Consider the following 18,149-nt stretch of genomic DNA (forward strand, 5'->3'; position numbering starts at 1 on the left):
CATTCAATACAACATACTCAAAAATATTTTGTATACTTGTAAATAATAATGAGAGTTATTTTTACTTTAATGTTGCTAGTAATAATATAAACATAGTTTTATGGCAAAAGAGCTTTCACATCAATAGGCTGTACTTCATTTTTAGCATCACCTTTTAATTTACCATCAATAGACATACCAGTTGCACGATAAAAATTATACTTAGGATATTTACCGGGTCCTGATATTAATAAATCTTCTTTTTCGTATACCAAGTCTTGACGCTTAAAGTCACTTAATTCGAAATCCGGGGTCAGCTGAATAGCTGTTGTTGGGCAGGCTTCTTCACACATACCACAAAAGATACATCGAGAGAAATTGATTCGGAAAAACTCTGGATACCAACGGCCATCTTTAGTCTCTGATTTTTGTAATGCAATGCAGCCAACAGGACAAGCAACAGCACATAAGTTACAGGCAACGCAACGCTCTCTTCCATCTGGGTCACGAGTCAAGACGATACGACCACGGTAACGGGGTGGAAGATATACTTGTTCTTCAGGATATAGTCTAGTTTCCCTCTTAGCAAAAATATTCATGCTTATTAGGTACAGGCTGCGAATTTGGGTGAAAAAACCAACCACCAATCCTTTCAACGTCATGGTATATACCCCTGTTATTGAGCATTATATAAAATCATACCTGCAGTACTTAACAAGTTTAATAAAGTTAGTGGCAGGCAAATTTTCCACCCAAATGACATTACCTGATCATACCTAGGGCGTGGTAGGGAGGCACGTATTAGAATAAAGATCAACATAAAAAAGAAAGTCTTGATCGCAAACCAGATTGCTGGGGGAAAGAATGGACCATACCATCCTCCAAAAAAAAGAGTAACAATCAGAGCGGAGACGGTTACAACACTGATATATTCTCCTAGAAAGAATAGACCAAACTTCATACCGGAATATTCAATGTGGTAACCATCTGCTAGTTCCTGCTCGGCTTCTGGCTGGTCAAATGGATGGCGGTGACACACTGCAATACCAGCAACCATGAAGGTCAAAAAACCTAAAAATTGTGGAATAACATTCCATAGATAAATCTGTGACTCAATAATCTTAGTTATTCTAAAAGAGTCTGCTTGGGCAACTACACCCATTAGAGAAAGACCAAGAAAGACCTCATAACTTAACGTCTGCGCAGATGCCCGCATCGCTCCTAATAAAGAATACTTGTTATTACTTGACCAACCAGCAAAGAGTACGGCATAGACCGAAAGCCCTGCCATCATAAGAAAGAATAATATACCTATATTTAGATCTGCTACTGTCCAAGTAGGGCTAATAGATATAATAGCAAATGCAATAAACAAAGATGAGAAAGCAATAATCGGTGCCAAAGTAAAGATAAAGCGGTCAGAGAAGTGCGGAGTCCAGTCTTCTTTAAAACACATTTTAATTATATCTGCAACTAACTGCAGTGATCCTCCCCACCCAACCCGATTTGGGCCATAACGATTTTGGAATAAACCAAGTATTCGACGTTCTCCTATACTCATGAATGCGCCAAGCATGATTACACCTAAAGCAATCACAATAGCTTTTATTATTGCAATAAGAATCACAATAAATTCTTGGGTCAAAAAAGACACAAGACTGCCTCCTATCTGTTTATTTTCTGGATAAAATCAACTTTTCTTCCGTTCATAACTGGAGAGATACCTGGTAATCCAAGAGGTAGTCCAATTTGACCAGATTTTAAATTATCACTTAAACGTACAGTTAGTAATAATTTCTGTTCCAGAAAAGTTAGTTCTAGAATCATACCGCTATTTACTTCTAGATGCGATGCATCCTCCGGATTTAATATCACGTACGTTTCTGGCATATGAGACTGTATAACCGGTGAACGTTGAGTCATTTCTTCACTACCAAACAGGTGGTAGTAAGGAGCAACTACCCAATGCGTATTTTGATAAGCAGGAGGAATAGCATGAAAGTAACTTCGCGAACCTTTACCTGCAGTAATTAGACGCACACCAGGATCTCCGTGACGCAAATTACCTCCTACTTCATCTTGAAATTTATTCCAGGCCTGAGGAGAGTTCCAGCCAGGAGCCCAAGCAAATGGAATCTGCTGTCGCTCTTTTAATGTACCGCTATAACCTTCCATAGAAAACGTAAACGCAGTATCTTGATCCTGTGGTTGACGTGGTTCATGTACACTGATATTAGCACGCATTGCAGTACGACCGCTATAACGGTGCGGTTCGCGAGCTATTTTCTGACCTTTGATTCGGAACATAGAGTCAGGTGCAGCATCTAAAACTTTTTTCATATATGGATATGATTTGACAAAAGATTGAATCACATGATCTAACTTAGTCCAGTCGATCTGACCTCTTTCCAAGAAAGAATATATTGCGTGCAGCCAACGCCAACTATCCAACATAACAGAAGGAGTATTATGATCAGGATTGTCATAATATAGTGGATCGTAAACTTGGAAAAAGCGCTGAGCGCGCCCTTCCTGATTGACAACTGTGCCGTTACCTTCTGCAAAACTAGCTGCAGATAATATAAGATCTGCCTTATCCATGATAGCAGTCTTCTGATGATCAATTACGATAAGGCTTGATATTTTAGTCATTGCTGCATCTATACGAATAGCTAGAGCATGACGATAAAGATCATTTTCAAGCACTATAACAGAGTCTACTTTATTCTTTTCTATTTCAAGCAATGCATCATCTATAGATAGAGCATTCATCATTGCCAAGCCCATGCTGTTTGCTTCAGAAGCTATAAAAGTCAAACCAACTTCGATATTATTTGCTTTAAGAGCCTTCTCTATGTTAGCAGAGGCTTCGATTAAAGGGGTATAACCGGCATTACTACCTGTTACAATCAATATTTTTTTTGCTTTAGTCAATGCTTGCACAATCACTTCAACTAGTCTGCAAACTGAGTCGGATAAATTTTTAACAGCAGGAGCATGGTTATTTAAAGCATGAGCAACTGCAAATCCTAGACGTGCTTGATCAGCAACAGGTGCACGGTAGCTCAATGCAGCAATATCATCCAAACGGGTACAATCAATGCTGGTTATAAAAAGTGGATATTTAGCGCGCTGGCTAATATTTTCGATCGCTGCGCTCTGCCATTTAGGGATTCTATGGGAGTCGGCCATGGCGCGCGCTTTACCTTGTACAGCCTGACGCAATGCCAATGCAATACGAGCTGCAGTTTGAGTCACATCTTCTCCAAGAATAAGAACCGCATCATAGCTTTCCATTTCACGCAAAGATGGCGTATAAACACTTCCTTCACTCAGAATTCTCTGGATTAAATGCAAACGACTTAATTCACCAGCCTCAATACCGCTGTAGAAATTACTTGCACCAACTAGCTTACGCAATGCATAATTGCTTTCAAGACTCGCACGTGGAGAGCCAATACCAATGCTTTTTATTCCCCGGCTCAAGAGATCAGCTGCAGCTTTGATCGCTTCTTCAGAAGTAAGTGTAATCCAATCATTTCCGAGACGTTGTTGTGGCTGACGAGGACGATTCTTGAGGTTGACATAGCCATATCCAAAACGGCCAAGATCACAAAGAAAATAATGATTAACATTACCATTGTAACGATTTTCAATACGGCGAACTTCTCCATAACGTTCGCCAGGGCTAGTGTTACAACCCACACTACACTGCAAGCATATACTAGGAGAAAACTGCATATCCCACTTACGGTTATAACGTTCGGAGTGCGTTTTATCTGTAAAGACACCAGTAGGACATACTTCTATAAGATTACCAGAAAATTCACTTTCTAAAGCGCCGTTCTCCGTACGACCAAAATAGATATTATTACTTGTCCCGTAAACACCAAAATCAGTGCCATTAGCATAATTTTTGTAATAACGCACGCAACGATAACAGACAATACAGCGATTCATTTCATGAGTAAGAAAAGGACCTAGTTCCTGATTATTGTGAGTACGTTTGGTAAAGCGATAGTTGCGGATACTATGACCTGTCATTACCGTCATGTCTTGCAAATGACAGTGTCCCCCTTCTGCACATACTGGACAATCGTGTGGATGATTAGTCATTAAGCATTCAAGAACGCTCTTACGGAATATTTTTGTTTCAGGATCATCGATTGAAATTACGCTTCCATCATGAACTGGAGTCATACATGAGATTACCAGACGACCATTTTTATCTTCCATATTTTGATATTGCTTTACTGCGCACTGGCGACAAGCACCGATACTTCCCAGAGCAGGGTGCCAACAAAAATAAGGAATATCAAAGCCTAAAGAAAGACATGCTTGTAATAAATTATCGTCTCTATTGACTTCATAAGACTTCCCTTCTAGATGAATTATAGCCATTATCATATTTTCCAAATTTAAAAATATTTAAACTACCAGCGCGATTTCAATAAGTTAGGTTGAATACCTTTAATGGTGCCCATATTACCGGAATGTTTTATTATAATTCCTGCTTCGAATTCTTCACGAAAATATTTAATAGCACTTTGTAATGGTTCAACGGCTCCAGGAGCATGTGCGCAGAAAGTTCTCCCTGGACCTAAATGACGGCATAGCTGTTCAAGCATTTCTATATCACCTAACTGGCCTTCTCTAAGCTCAAGTGCACGTAGTATTTTTACAATCCAGGGTAAACCATCTCGGCATGGCGTACACCAACCACAGGATTCTCTAGCAAAAAATTCTTCTAGATTGCGAACTAAAGACACCATAGAGATCTTATTGTCAACAGCAATTGATAGAGCAGTACCTAATCGACTGCCTGCTTTGCCTATATTATCGAAGTCCATTGGAAGATCGAGATGCTTACCGATCAAAAAGTCAGTTCCTGCTCCTCCTGGTAGCCATGCTTTAAGAGTTAGACCATCACGCATGCCACCTGCATAATTTTCAAAAATTTCACGCACTACAGTGCCAAATGGTAGTTCCCATAAACCAGGATTTTTCACACGACCGGAAAACCCCATTAGCTTAGTGCCTGCATCTGTACTACCATTTATAGAAAGACTTCTATACCAATCTACACCATGTTCAATTATCGCTGGCACATTACACAGGGTTTCTACATTATTAACACAGGTGGGCTTACCCCATACGCCAAAGCTAGCAGGAAATGGCGGCTTAGAGCGGGGGTTAGCGCGACGGCCTTCTAATGAATTGATAAGTGCTGTTTCTTCACCGCAAATATAGCGACCGGCGCCACTATGAACAAATATCTCAAAATTAAATCCTGAATTTAAAATATTTTTACCTAGCAAACCAGCTATCTCAGCTTCTTGAATGGCTTTACGGAGATTAATCAAAGCATTAATATATTCACCACGTAGGAAGATGTAGCCACGGTAAGCCTTCAAGGCAAATGCCGCGATGAGCATACCTTCGAGCAGCAGGTGTGGCATCTGTTCCATTAACATCCTATCTTTATAGGTACCAGGCTCCATTTCATCAGCGTTACACAGCAAGTAACGGATATTCATTGATTCATCGTTAGGCATCAAACTCCATTTTATTCCGGTGAGGAACCCTGCACCACCACGTCCTTTTAGCCCTGCATCTTTTACTAAGTTAATAACTGCATTATGCGACATGCTTTTAAGAGCTTTTTTGGCGCCTTGATAACCACTTTTACCGCAATATTCATTTATCCAGACCGGTTGTTTATCATGACGCAAACGCCAAGTTAATGGATGACTTTCCGGGGAACGGTTTAAAAATAAAGATGAAGTAATCGTCATTTATACTTTTCCAGTAATTTTATGACATTGTCTGATGTCAGGTAAGCATGAGTATCGTCATCGATCATTATATTTGGCCCCTTGTCGCAATTACCTAAACAGCAGGTTGGCAGGAGAGTAAAACGCTTATCTAAAGTAGTTTGACCTGGCTTAATATCCAATCTAGATTCCAGTGCAGCTTGAATTTCCTCATAACCGTTTATATAACACACAATACTATCACAGTAACGAATAATATGCCGGCCAACAGACTGACGGAAGATTTGGCTATAAAAAGTTGCTACACCTTCGACGTGTGCTACTGGAATATCCAAGACTTCAGCAATTGCATGAAGAGCACCATCCGAAACCCAGCCATGCTCTTTTTGTACAATTTTTAGTGCTTCAATTGATACAGCATGTGAATCTTCATAGTGAGTCTTTTCATATTCAATAGCCTCTCGAGTGCTGTTGCTAAGTACAAATGCTTTTTTGTTTATTAAAGATTCATCTAACATGATTAACGGTCCACATCTGACATAACGAAATCAATACTGCCAAGGTATACAATTAAGTCAGATACTAAGCTGCCACGAATTACTGCTGGGATCTGTTGAAGATGTGCATAGCTTGGAGTACGGATACGAGTGCGATAGCTCATACTACTGTTGTCACTAATTAGATAATAACTATTTATTCCTTTAGTAGCTTCAACCATTTGGAAAGATTCGTTAGCAGGCATTACCGGACCCCAAGATACTTGTATAAAGTGTGTAATTAGGGTTTCTATGTGCTGTAAAGTGCGCTCTTTCGGAGGAGGAGTAGTCAATGGATGATCGGATTTAAAGGGGCCTGCAGGCATATTATTGTAACATTGCTCCAAAATTAATAGACTTTGACGTAGTTCTTCTACTTTGAGCATAACTCGATCGTAGCAATCACCATTATGAGAAACTGGCACTTCAAAATCAAAGTTTTCATAACCGGAGTAAGGACGCCATTTGCGTACGTCAAAAGATATCCCAGTTGCACGCAAACCTGCTCCAGTAACTCCCCAATCTAGTGCTTCCTGTGAGTTGTATGCAGCAACTCCTATAGAGCGCCCTCTAAGAATGGAGTTTTGTAGCGCAGATTTAACATAAGACTCTAATCTATTAGGCATCCAGTTAAGGAAATCTCTTAATAATCGTTCCCAGCCATGGGGTAAGTCTTGTGCAACACCACCAATACGAAACCAAGCTGGATGCATACGAAAACCGGTAATTGCTTCAACTAGATCGTAAATTTTCTGACGATCAGTAAAAGCTAAGAACACTGGAGTCATTGCACCCACGTCTTGAATAAAAGTGGAGATATATAATAAGTGACTATTAATACGAAATAGCTCAGCAAGCATGACCCGGATAACTTTTACGCGTTCTGGCACTTCAATCCCTGCCAATTTTTCAACAGCCAAGATGTAGGGCATCTCATTCATGCAACCCCCGAGGTATTCTATACGGTCGGTATACGGAATATAGCTGTGCCATGATTGACGCTCGGCCATTTTCTCTGCCCCACGGTGATGATATCCAATATCAGGCACACAGTCGATGATCTCTTCGCCGTGTAACTGCAATACAATACGGAATGCACCATGAGCAGATGGATGATTAGGGCCTAGATTTAAAAACATAAAATCTTCGTTTTCAGTACTTCGTTTCATCCCCCACGCTTCAGGTCTAAAAGTTAATGATTCCATTTCTAAGTCTTGTTTTTGTTTGGTGAGCTCAAAAGGATCAAACTCTGTTGCACGAGCAGGATAATCTTTACGTAATGGATATCCTATCCAGGAACTAGGCATCATGATGCGAGTTAAGTGCGGATGTCCATTAAAAGTGATACCGAACATTTCCCAAGTTTCACGTTCATACCAATTAGCATTAGGGAATATAGTAGTCACGGTTGGAAGATACAGGTCTTTTTCAAGTAATGCTACCTTGAGCATTATATCTCGATTTTGTGCAATAGAGATAATATGATAAAAGACGGAGAAATCTGCCTTTGGCAGGTTATCACGAGACGTTCGCAGACGTTCATCAATTCCATGCATGTCAAAGAGCATTACATATGGTTTTGGCATGTTTTTTAGAAAAGAAATAACTCCGAGTAATTGCTCACGCTTGACCCAAGCAACAGGCATTCCAGTGCGTGTAGACTGCAGAGTAAATGTATCATACCCAAAACGGTTCTGTAATTCATCTATAACACAATCATGAAGATGATCAGAGGTTTGCCAAGAACTCATATAAATATCTTGAGGATTTGTGTCTATCATAATATATCAATACTATTCACATGTTTGCTAAAAAACAGCGAACTAAAGGGGCTAAATTATGCTCTTTAACTATGATAGTTAAATTTCGTCTGGTGAACGTAAATGAGTTACTGCCATGCGCTTAGCTCTCTTACGATTTTTTTCTGATGGCATCTTAGCTCTGTAAATACCTTGATCGCCCACTACCCAGGATAATGGGCGTCGCTCTTGAGCAATAGATTCCTGCAATAGCATTAGGGCCTGAATATAAGCTTCTGGACGCGGTGGACATCCTGGGATGTATACATCTACCGGAATAAATTTATCTACGCCTTGAACGACTGAGTAAATATCGTACATACCACCAGAATTTGCGCAGGCTCCCATTGAAATAACCCATTTAGGTTCCAACATCTGTTCATATAAACGCTGAATAACAGGAGCCATTTTAATGAAACATGTTCCTGCAATCACCATAAAGTCAGCTTGACGTGGAGAAGCGCGCAAAACTTCTGCACCAAAACGAGCAATATCGTGCACTGCTGTAAATGATGTAACCATTTCTACATAACAACAAGAAAGACCAAAATTATAAGGCCAAAGAGAGTTTTTACGCCCCCATTTTACTATATCACGCAAAGCCTTATCGAGCTTGCCTGTATAAATACTGCGGTAAACATCCTGTTCTAATGGATCTGAAACCATCTCCTTTTTTTGGACTGGATAACGTTTATTATTACCCTCTATTTCGATACGAGTGAGCGTATAATCCATTATTTATTATGCCTTTTATTTTGCTATATTTAGTATGCCTAAGTATGATGAATTCACTACATCATTAACTATAATTTTACGCACAGTGATATTATATTATGTATGTCTCTTAGATCTAGATGGAGTCCAATCGAGACCCCCAACACGAGCTAGATAAAATAAGCCTATTAACAGAACCAAAATAAAAAATGTCACTTCCATCAGACCGGGCCATCCATTTTCCCTGATTGAGGCAGACCAAGCATATAAGTACAATGCTTCTACATCAAAAATAACAAAGAACATAGCTACTAGATAAAATTTAGCAGATAAACGCAGACGTGCTGATCCTACTGAGTTGATGCCAGATTCATAAGGAATTGCTTTTTCTCGCGATCTTTCTCCAAGGGCATATGTTCCCAGAAGCATAAGAGCGCACAAACTAAGCACAATAATAATAAACACAGCAAATGCCCAGTAGTGAGAGATTACTTCAATATTTTTTGGCATAATTATCTTATCTTAAATCTTTAATCAGAATGCAATTCACTATACTGAAAATACAAGAATGTCTACACAAGCATGTACGGGGAACGAAGATAATAGATTATATAAAATATATTTTACTATAAACTTTTACTATGTTCTATAATATTTTGTCAAGTTTATGGAATATAAGCAAATTTATTGGTGATAAATACTATCTTATCATATTATCAGCTAAGCTCAGTATAAGTTCCTATGCTTCATAAGACTGCTGCAGATGGTTACATTTTATTTAATGTATTAATAAAATAAGTTACTAAATACCTTGGAGAGGTTCTAACTTTCTAAAAGTAATAAAGTAGCTGTGATACAGCATGGATGGAATTTTTTCTAAAATACCGATAATTATCTGCAGATAAACAAATATATCTAACCATATTTTATTAATACTTAAGATATTACTTTTAGAAACAAATATTAAAGATTCTTTATTCACTTTATAATTTATTTATTAAGCATGATACTTTTATGCAGAAAAAAGTTATTACAATCTTTAGTGATTTCTAAGAAATACTGCTACTCCTAGTATCTTATTCTAATTTCAAATCTTAGACTGCGATTTGAGTTATGTAAACTTCTAAGGGCACGCATAATAATATAATATATTCTGTATATCTAATATTTTAGTACTGTCTATATTTAGGAGTGTTTTTGATGTTTAATATAAGATTATAGAACTACGCGCTATTTCGAATCATGTGGTACAAAATTAAGTTGGGTGATTGCAAAGTAGTAAATATTTTATAAAACTCATCTTTTTTATTCTTTACTTTATAAAGAATTTACGAGAATCATCAAATTCTTATAGTTATTCTCAGTAGTAATAATCATGATAAGTTTTAACAAAGAGTAGTTTTCATTGAAAATCATCATATTTAATTAATTAATAAATATAGTTATTATTATCATTCAACTTATTCAGCAATACTACTCGTTTTCTCCTGATACTTACTTTCTAGTATAGTGATGGTGGTTATGACATAGATAATTAACTGGTTAGACTAAAATATTATTTCAAAATCTAAAAAACATATAGAACGATTTCTTATGACCGAAAAAATTCTAGAAAATATACAATAGTTTTACAAATCTTAGTCAAGGTAGCAATAGTAAATTTTTAAAATATATTTCCTAGCTACTGGTCTACCGGAGAGTTAGGTTCTGAACAATATAAATTCTACATACTTTAGTTACTCCAAATCAGGTTCCGTCCGATGATATATTATCTTAAGACAATAATATTCAAGATATCTTCTATAAAATAAGATTTTAAGTTTAAGCTTAAAATATTACAGTATCATCTACTTAGCACCACTAGAAATGGTGATGACAGAATAGATCAACGGCAATATCTAATTATAATAATTGCTAAGAAATAGACCATGCATAGTCTATTATAAGAAGATTTTGAAAATCTTGAGATCAATACATAGCATGAACTAACATGGCCTTTATGATCATCTGTGATAAATCAGAGACAACTAGTAATGTCATTAGCATTGAAATATTTGATAATATCAAAAATCGCATCAAGTAACTGTAATACTCTTTATATATAATTTGAGTATGTTAGTTACGAACACACAATTTAATAAAATGAGTACAATAATACAATAAGCATATAAATACCTACTTAGATGTTGCTCCAATACCCTTATAAGGTAGCTGCAAAGAGAAAAATCATACATATATAATTGTCGACAAATAGAAAATACACAGAAATCTATAATTAGTATGCAGAGATAAAATAGTATTAAATGAACTATACTTAATTTTAACGTAAAAGCATAATTTTAATAAAACGAATAATGAAATAAATACGCAGGTTAATAGCTAATCTAATAGGGGAGCGGCTCTTCTAATAAGTTTTATTTTTTTAGTACTAATATCTAATATCAGGAATAATAACTGTGTAATGATTAGAGCAACTAACAAAGCTATAACTATTATCTAGAGTAGAATATTAAGACCTTAAATTATAGAAACCTCATTATTAGTTCAGAGGAAGATCAAAAAAGTATTTAGGTGAATTACGCATTATATCATCAGCTTTTACTCTAGATAATGTAATAATATTATTAATTAAACATTATATCTGACTATAATAATTCCAGGCAATACAATATGTTAAAACTGAAATTACTTTGTAATAATTTATAATGATATGGGAATTATTGAATACCTATATATACCGATATCATCGACATATGCTTGTAAGACAAATAAGAATTATATATGCGATGCTAACTGAATATATAATATATTGAATTATGTTAGTAAGACTCTGTCGTAAAGTTTTTTAAACATAACACAAACTTTTAATACCTATTATGCTCGCTATTATTAGATGTGTGGTATAGTAAGATCGTAATCTAACACCATTGCTAAAGCATGATGAATATAATAGATTCATTACCCTCCCTATTAGATATACCAGTCTCCTATACGGCATGCCTCAAGAATGAGAAATACCATATATAAAATTTTAACTAACCGCTATAGATTTATGATTTGGTAAATTCCTCGCATAAAATTATGTATTCTTCTTAAGAACAGATATCAGTTTAAGTAACTATTCTGGTAAGATACAAGACCTCATAGGAGGTGATTAATATTTTAATTAGTAAATATCATTGATATAGCATACATTACTAGACAACTATCTACGTCATTCTCTTTAATAGATCACAATATCACATTGCTTAGTAACGCAATTTTTTATTTTGATCTATGCATTTCTATGTAGAAACAAAGATAACATCCATGCACGGTATAAAAAACAAGATGCTACACTGCTATACAGCTAATTTAATGTATCCCTTTAGCTAATTAGGTTCTTGATACACGCAAAGATATTCTTGCTATGTTAGTTATTAAAAATCATGCTTGAGAACTAAAATTTCTTTGCACGAAAATAATATAGGAAAAGAGGAATAAGTTTATATATTTTCTAAGAAAAGCTAAACATCATTCAGTAAATTTTGTATTTATTTTAATTATAAAGACCTATACATTATATAACAATCTAAGATATAAATAAAATATAAAAGTAAATCTTCAGTATTAAAATTTCAGAATATCTCCACAGTAAAATACTATCAGTATAAAAATATTATCTATTGGTCTAGATCTAGTTCTTATTAAATTATATGTTTATTTTATTTTCATTTTACTAACATATAAAAATATATAATAGATTTAAAGATATTAATTAGTAAAGATAAATTACATTAGCGTCATTTATTAGATCAATTATTTAGATCAGATGAATACTAGATTTATATATGAGATAACTCATTTATCTCATGTATTCACTTGCTAAATAATACAATTCATGTTAAACATTAATAAATGATTTAAATATATTTCTTATTCAAATTCAGCAGATATGTTATCTAACTTAAAATAGTGAATTACTTACTCATTCTTCAAATAAATTAATGAATTTTCCTATAAATTACACAAAGATACATGGAGTTAATAGAGTAGTTTGATCACAAATGAAATGCTTACTGGGCAAAGCTCCGAACATTTGACAATACTTTATGGCAAACATCTTTTGCAACCTAAAGCTGCCGAAGCTTTTCTAAAATTACAGAAGGCAGCAAAAAATGACGGTTTTAATTTGCAGCCTGTAAGTACGTTTAGAAATTTCGCTCGCCAGCAAATGATTTGGAATATGAAATTCACTGGCAAACGAGTTATTCTAGATGCAAAAGGCAGACCACTGAATATAACAACTCTAAAAGATAGAGAATTGTGTTATAGTATTTTGTACTGGTCCGCACTACCTGGTGCCAGCCGCCACCATTGGGGCACCGATATTGATATATATGATCCGAACCTCTTATTGAAGAAACAAAAACTGCATCTTGAACTTTGGGAATATTTAGAAGGAGGATCGCAATATCCATTGAATCAATGGCTTTCAGATAACATGATTATTTTTGGATTTTATAGGCCATTCAATGGAAATAAGCAGCCAGGAGTAGCTTTAGAACCTTGGCATATTAGCTATAAACCACTTGCATCTTTGATAGAAGATAAGATAACGGAAGAAGTCCTACATAAAACTTGGCAAGGGCAATATATTGCAGGCTCAAAATGGCTTATACCAAACCTAACAGAAGTTTGCTCGAGATTTATTTATAGTTAAGAAACTTTTTTGAAAATCTGAAAAATTTTAGCTCTTGCAATTATTTTATATTAAACTTATAAAGTTATCTATAAATTAATTATTCCTGTCCTAACTTTATAAGAAAATTTCTATAACTATATAAAGACAGAACACTCACAAGAACCTTCTAATTAAAAATACAATATATGTAATCAATAACACCTACTACGAAGAAAAATAATATTATAAATAAGGTATATATGATACAACGCTTAGGAGCGAAAAGAGCACTGATATCTTACCTGAAATAGCATACCAAGTCTAAAGTAAGATAATAATTAATATCATATTATGCATTGCTTCTAAAACAACCTAAGAAATTTTATAATACTAAAATAATAGAATTATAGCTGCTTTCATAAGCATTGAAAAGTAACCCAGAAAATGAGTAATATCAGCATTAGACAGTTAAATATGGGGAATGAATATTCCTTGTTTACAAAAAATTACTAATAATTTTTACAGGAAAATAAAATTATATAAAACCAAAGCATCATATGAATTCCAAATAACAAAGTAAGGGTATACTGAAAGATAGATTTAAACCTCCCTAAAACGCTTTACACATAAAATTACCTCTATCGAGCATTTATCTATACAGAAGTAATCAGTATTAAGGGATGATGAGATTCAATTATAAAATATAGTAGATAAAAATAATAAACATAATGCATACTAATATCAATTAATATATGCATTGTCTTAATGATATGCTCATTTCTGCAAGAAAATACTGCCTAAAAAATACGAAGAGATCCAGAGTACCCTTATGTAAAATCATCATACTGAAATCGTACTACCTCTTAAAATTAGATATTAGTATGCTTCATTGAATGAAAGATGGATTTATCAAGGATACTGTTATTAACTTTAAGGGTATATGCATCATCGGATGATAATCCCTTTATTTGTATAAATATGAAATATTCATTCCCCATATTTAACTGTCTAATGCTGATATTACTCATTTTCTGGGTTACTTTTCAATGCTTATGAAAGCAGCTATAATTCTATTATTTTAGTATTATAAAATTTCTTAGGTTGTTTTAGAAGCAATAAGGTTAAGCACTGCAGATACGCAAGGGGCCTCTAATATATAAGACTAGCACAAATGAAAATAACAATCCTATTATATATAACCACCTACAGTAAGCACTAATTCCAAGCTATGCATTCGACAAAATATTAATTATCCAAGATCTTCAAGAACGGAATTATTGATAATTTTAAGTATATAATTTCCAGTATAGGAAATAAATATTAGATAACCTTTTGATTTTCTATTACAACAAGTTCTCTAAGGTTCTATCTGATAATCAAAAACCTCTTGAGCTATATTACTACTGATATATTAAATACTAAGTTCATGTCAAACTAAAATGTAGACTATTTTATTATTATTTTTCTTTAATTGTATTCTGCAGTATACATAATAGCCATACATAGATATTTCGGAGGCTAATTTTGAACAACATTTTAGTCAGTGAGATAGTTAATGAACTATATACAATTCAAGATATTCTGCGTTGGGCAGTAAGCATTTTTAGTGCAGCTAACATTCATTATGGACACGGTACTGATAATCCGTGGGATGAGGCCCTGCAACTAGTTTTGCCAACCTTATGTCTACCCATGAATATCCCTAAAGATATTTGCACTGCTAGATTAACTCTCAGAGAACGTATTCTTCTCGTTGAGCGTATAGATCGCCGAGTAAAAGATCGCATTCCGGTAGCTTATCTAACAAATAAAGCATGGTTTTGTGGTCATGAGTTCTATGTTGATGAACGAGTACTCGTGCCAAGATCCCCGATTGGAGAGTTGATTGATAACTGCTTTAATAGCATTATCAAACATAATCCCAGGAATATCCTGGATATGTGTACAGGTAGCGGTTGTATTGCTATAGCCTGTGCGTACGCATTTCCTGAAGCTAGGATAGATGCGGTAGATGTTTCTACGCAAGCTCTATCTGTGACGAAGCAAAATATTCAAATACATGATTTGGTAGACAACATAACACCGATACATTCTGATCTATTCAAAAATTTATCAGTATTCAAGTATGATCTCATTGTAGCTAATCCACCATATGTAGATGAAGAGAATATGTTGAGTCTGCCCGTAGAGTTTAGCTTTGAGCCTAAAATAGGACTGACTGCGGGCAGAGATGGCTTACAATTTATACGTCGAATTCTAGCCTGTGTTTCAGATTATCTAGTGAATGATGGCATACTAATTTGTGAAGTAGGAAGTAGCAAGATACATCTAATAGAACAGTATCCTTATATTCCATTTATTTGGTTAGAGTTTAAAAATGGAGGTGACGGTGTATTTATGATAACAAAAGCGCAAATAGAAGATACACCATTTTTTTCCTCTTTATCGAATATAAACCAAGCATGCCGGTAAATGTATATCTATTGGTACACTTGATATAAAAAATTTAATATGTTGAAGAAATTACTGAAGAAACAAAAAATAATATTTTTTCTAAATTAGAAAACAAAATAAGAAGGCAAATATGGCAGGTAATAGCATTGGTCAATTTTTTCGTGTTACTACATTTGGGGAATCACACGGTACAGCTTTGGGGTGTATAGTTGATGGTGTACCGCCATCAATTGCTCTTACGGAAGGAGATATACAACAGGATTTAGATCGGCGTCGTCCTGGTACTTCTCGCTACACAACACAACGCTGCGAACCTGATAAAGTCCAAATTCTTTCTGGAGTTTTTCAAGGCATTACCACAGGTACTAGTATTGGTTTAATAATTAAAAATACCGACCAACGTTCTCAAGATTATAGTAGTATAAAGAATGTATTCCGTCCAGGACATGCTGATTACACCTATGAACAGAAGTATGGTAACCGCGATTATTGCGGTGGTGGTCGTTCCTCTGCACGTGAAACTGCTATGCGTGTTGCGGCAGGGGCTATAGCAAAAAAATATTTAAAAGAAAAACATGGAGTTCATATACGCGGATATTTAGCCCAAATGGGTGATATTTCTTGTCATATGAAAGATTGGGATCAGGTAGAACAAAATCCATTCTTCTGCCCTGATTCAAGCCAAGTAGAGGAATTAGATAAACTCATGCGCATGCTGAGGAAGGCTGGAGACTCAGTTGGTGCTAAAATAACAGTTATCGCAAAAAAAGTTCCAGTAGGACTAGGTGAGCCTGTATTTGATCGTCTGGATGCTGATTTAGCGCATGCTCTAATGAGCATAAATGCCGTCAAAGGAGTTGAAATTGGTGATGGTTTTTCAGTCGTTAATAAACGTGGCAGCGATAATAGAGATGAGATTACTGCTACAGGATTTCAGAGCAACCACGCTGGAGGTATTTTAGGAGGTATCAGCAGCGGTCAGGATATTATCGCGCATCTTGCGCTGAAGCCTACTTCAAGCATTATGATTCCTGGTAAAACCATCAATAAACAAGGTGAAGAAGTAGAGATAGTAACCCGTGGTCGACATGATCCTTGCGTGGGTATTCGTGCGGTACCAATTGCTGAAGCGATGATGGCTATTATTATTATGGATCATCTACTACGCCAGCGAGCGCAGTGCGCAGATGTTAATTCAGGAGCACCACGTTGGTAGAAAATACTTATTTGTTTGACGGGGGGTTAGATATTAGGTGTTATATTCAAGGAATATATAAATCCAGTAGATTTATATCTGTTAAAAGATGGTATAATAGGTACACACTGTTCATAAAATCTATATTGCAGTTACACATCACATGTTACCACGAACTTATGATAAATGGTTTATTTATGAGATCCGAGCAGTATTAATTTATAGACAGGCTTATTCATGACGTTTATTTTTATCTTATTGCATATAATCAGAAAGAGAAGATATTAGAGATATTATGCATATATATCTTTTCTTTGCCACCGCCGTATAGATACGTCAAAATATTTGACACATTACCAAAATCATTATGGGACAGAGAATATTGCATTAAAACTAGTCCCTTCTGTTTAGCCACTATAAGTTCTTGTAATCTTTAAAAGATATAGCATCTTGTTTGATATATCTCTTCATTATCATGATTAAACGAAAAAGCAATAAATGATAAGTATTTTGGTCAATCAGTAAATGAAAACAAGCAATTATTAACATGATTAGGAAATTACAGTAAATAGCTATGTACTCTGTACCCTAGAGGGTACATGTGTCTAATTTTTAAAAATAAAGATATATTGTAAGGAGTATAGAGCAAAAGATCCCTAAGATCATGAGGACTGATGCGTAATTTTAAATAAATTTTGTATAGATATGAGATGCTATTATCTTACTACTTACAATTACTTATAAGAGATGACTTTGATTAATTGAGGTGATATATTCTTCATGATCAAAATGTTTTTTTCATATATATAATTCAGCACGGTCTAGCTTTTATATTTTTATTAGATCTATTTATGATAATAAGTATTTATCAGGATAAAACCATTAGGGAGATAATATTGCTATATCTAATAAGATTAAATAATTTATCGATTGTTCTATAGGATTTGTTTATTACATGCATTGTTTCTATACAAGAAATAATAAACTATATGTGTAATGGCAGCTAGACTACTTTATGTGTATAAATAAAAAAAT

At 34.9% G+C, this 18,149-nt stretch carries 12 protein-coding genes; 3 read left to right on the forward strand and 9 right to left on the reverse strand.

Going from position 1 to position 18,149, the window contains the following annotated elements; genetic code table 11:
* Nucleotides 1–98 precede the first annotated feature (98 nt).
* The 8 genes from nuoI to ndhC all read right to left on the reverse strand — a co-directional run bounded on the left by nuoI (nucleotide 99) and on the right by ndhC (nucleotide 9,312).
* Nucleotides 99–641 (reverse strand): NADH-quinone oxidoreductase subunit NuoI, encoded by a 543-nt coding sequence (gene nuoI, locus KTT71_RS02475; RefSeq protein WP_216782287.1) that lies wholly within the window; start codon nucleotides 639–641, stop codon nucleotides 99–101.
* Nucleotides 642–655: 14 nt separating this feature from the next.
* Nucleotides 656–1,633, reverse strand: a complete 978-nt coding sequence (nuoH, locus tag KTT71_RS02480) for an NADH-quinone oxidoreductase subunit NuoH (RefSeq protein ID WP_216782288.1) — start codon at nucleotides 1,631–1,633, stop codon at nucleotides 656–658.
* A gap of 11 nt (nucleotides 1,634–1,644) precedes the next feature.
* Nucleotides 1,645–4,380 carry an NADH-quinone oxidoreductase subunit NuoG gene (gene nuoG, locus KTT71_RS02485; protein WP_216782289.1) on the reverse strand — a complete coding sequence of 912 codons (2,736 nt, stop codon included), beginning with the start codon at nucleotides 4,378–4,380 and terminating at the stop codon, nucleotides 1,645–1,647.
* A gap of 32 nt (nucleotides 4,381–4,412) precedes the next feature.
* Nucleotides 4,413–5,774 carry an NADH-quinone oxidoreductase subunit NuoF gene (gene nuoF / locus KTT71_RS02490; RefSeq protein ID WP_216782290.1) on the reverse strand — a complete coding sequence of 454 codons (1,362 nt, stop codon included), beginning with the start codon at nucleotides 5,772–5,774 and terminating at the stop codon, nucleotides 4,413–4,415.
* Entirely contained in the window at nucleotides 5,771–6,271 is a 501-nt protein-coding gene (gene nuoE, locus KTT71_RS02495; RefSeq protein WP_216782291.1) for an NADH-quinone oxidoreductase subunit NuoE, read from the reverse strand. Before nuoE ends, nuoF begins: the two co-directional genes overlap by 4 nt.
* Nucleotides 6,272–6,273: 2 nt before the next feature.
* Nucleotides 6,274–8,040, reverse strand: coding sequence for an NADH-quinone oxidoreductase subunit C/D (gene nuoC, locus KTT71_RS02500; protein WP_420885572.1), 1,767 nt, complete (start codon nucleotides 8,038–8,040; stop codon nucleotides 6,274–6,276).
* A gap of 108 nt (nucleotides 8,041–8,148) precedes the next feature.
* Complete coding sequence (locus KTT71_RS02505) at nucleotides 8,149–8,823, reverse strand: NuoB/complex I 20 kDa subunit family protein (protein WP_216782293.1); 675 nt, start codon at nucleotides 8,821–8,823, stop codon at nucleotides 8,149–8,151.
* Nucleotides 8,824–8,919: 96 nt separating this feature from the next.
* A complete protein-coding gene (gene ndhC, locus KTT71_RS02510; RefSeq protein WP_216782294.1) occupies nucleotides 8,920–9,312 on the reverse strand; it encodes an NADH-quinone oxidoreductase subunit A in 393 nt (130 codons plus the stop codon).
* A gap of 3,526 nt (nucleotides 9,313–12,838) precedes the next feature.
* On the opposite strand from ndhC, the gene KTT71_RS02515 reads away from it, so the two are divergent.
* The 3 genes from KTT71_RS02515 to aroC all read left to right on the forward strand — a co-directional run bounded on the left by KTT71_RS02515 (nucleotide 12,839) and on the right by aroC (nucleotide 17,135).
* On the forward strand, nucleotides 12,839–13,504 hold the full coding sequence (locus KTT71_RS02515; RefSeq protein ID WP_216782295.1) for a M15 family metallopeptidase: 666 nt from the start codon (nucleotides 12,839–12,841) through the stop codon (nucleotides 13,502–13,504).
* A 1,485-nt stretch (nucleotides 13,505–14,989) separates the two neighbouring features.
* Entirely contained in the window at nucleotides 14,990–15,937 is a 948-nt protein-coding gene (prmB, locus tag KTT71_RS02520; RefSeq protein ID WP_216782296.1) for a 50S ribosomal protein L3 N(5)-glutamine methyltransferase, read from the forward strand.
* Between the two features lie 112 nt (nucleotides 15,938–16,049).
* Complete coding sequence (gene aroC / locus KTT71_RS02525; RefSeq protein WP_216782297.1) at nucleotides 16,050–17,135, forward strand: chorismate synthase; 1,086 nt, start codon at nucleotides 16,050–16,052, stop codon at nucleotides 17,133–17,135.
* 247 nt (nucleotides 17,136–17,382) lie between these two features.
* Here the strand turns inward: aroC and KTT71_RS02530 are convergent, their stop codons facing one another.
* Nucleotides 17,383–17,529 (reverse strand): hypothetical protein, encoded by a 147-nt coding sequence (locus KTT71_RS02530; protein ID WP_216782298.1) that lies wholly within the window; start codon nucleotides 17,527–17,529, stop codon nucleotides 17,383–17,385.
* Between the last annotated feature and the right edge of the window lie 620 nt (nucleotides 17,530–18,149).

The sequence above is a fragment of the Candidatus Profftia tarda genome (assembly GCF_904848675.1).
In the GTDB taxonomy this organism is placed as follows: Bacteria; Pseudomonadota; Gammaproteobacteria; order Enterobacterales; family Enterobacteriaceae; genus Profftia; species Profftia tarda.

Excerpts from the sequence above, each read along its gene's own strand:
- nuoG (WP_216782289.1), bottom strand. The coding sequence starts at position 4,380 with ATGGCTATAATTCATCTAGAAGGGAAGTCTTATGAAGTCAATAGAGAC.
- nuoI (WP_216782287.1), bottom strand. The coding sequence starts at position 641 with ATGACGTTGAAAGGATTGGTGGTTGGTTTTTTCACCCAAATTCGCAGC.
- aroC (WP_216782297.1), top strand. The coding sequence starts at position 16,050 with ATGGCAGGTAATAGCATTGGTCAATTTTTTCGTGTTACTACATTTGGG.
- KTT71_RS02505 (WP_216782293.1), bottom strand. The coding sequence starts at position 8,823 with ATGGATTATACGCTCACTCGTATCGAAATAGAGGGTAATAATAAACGT.
- nuoE (WP_216782291.1), bottom strand. The coding sequence starts at position 6,271 with ATGTTAGATGAATCTTTAATAAACAAAAAAGCATTTGTACTTAGCAAC.
- ndhC (WP_216782294.1), bottom strand. The coding sequence starts at position 9,312 with ATGCCAAAAAATATTGAAGTAATCTCTCACTACTGGGCATTTGCTGTG.
- nuoC (WP_420885572.1), bottom strand. The coding sequence starts at position 8,040 with ATGAGTTCTTGGCAAACCTCTGATCATCTTCATGATTGTGTTATAGAT.
- nuoF (WP_216782290.1), bottom strand. The coding sequence starts at position 5,774 with ATGACGATTACTTCATCTTTATTTTTAAACCGTTCCCCGGAAAGTCAT.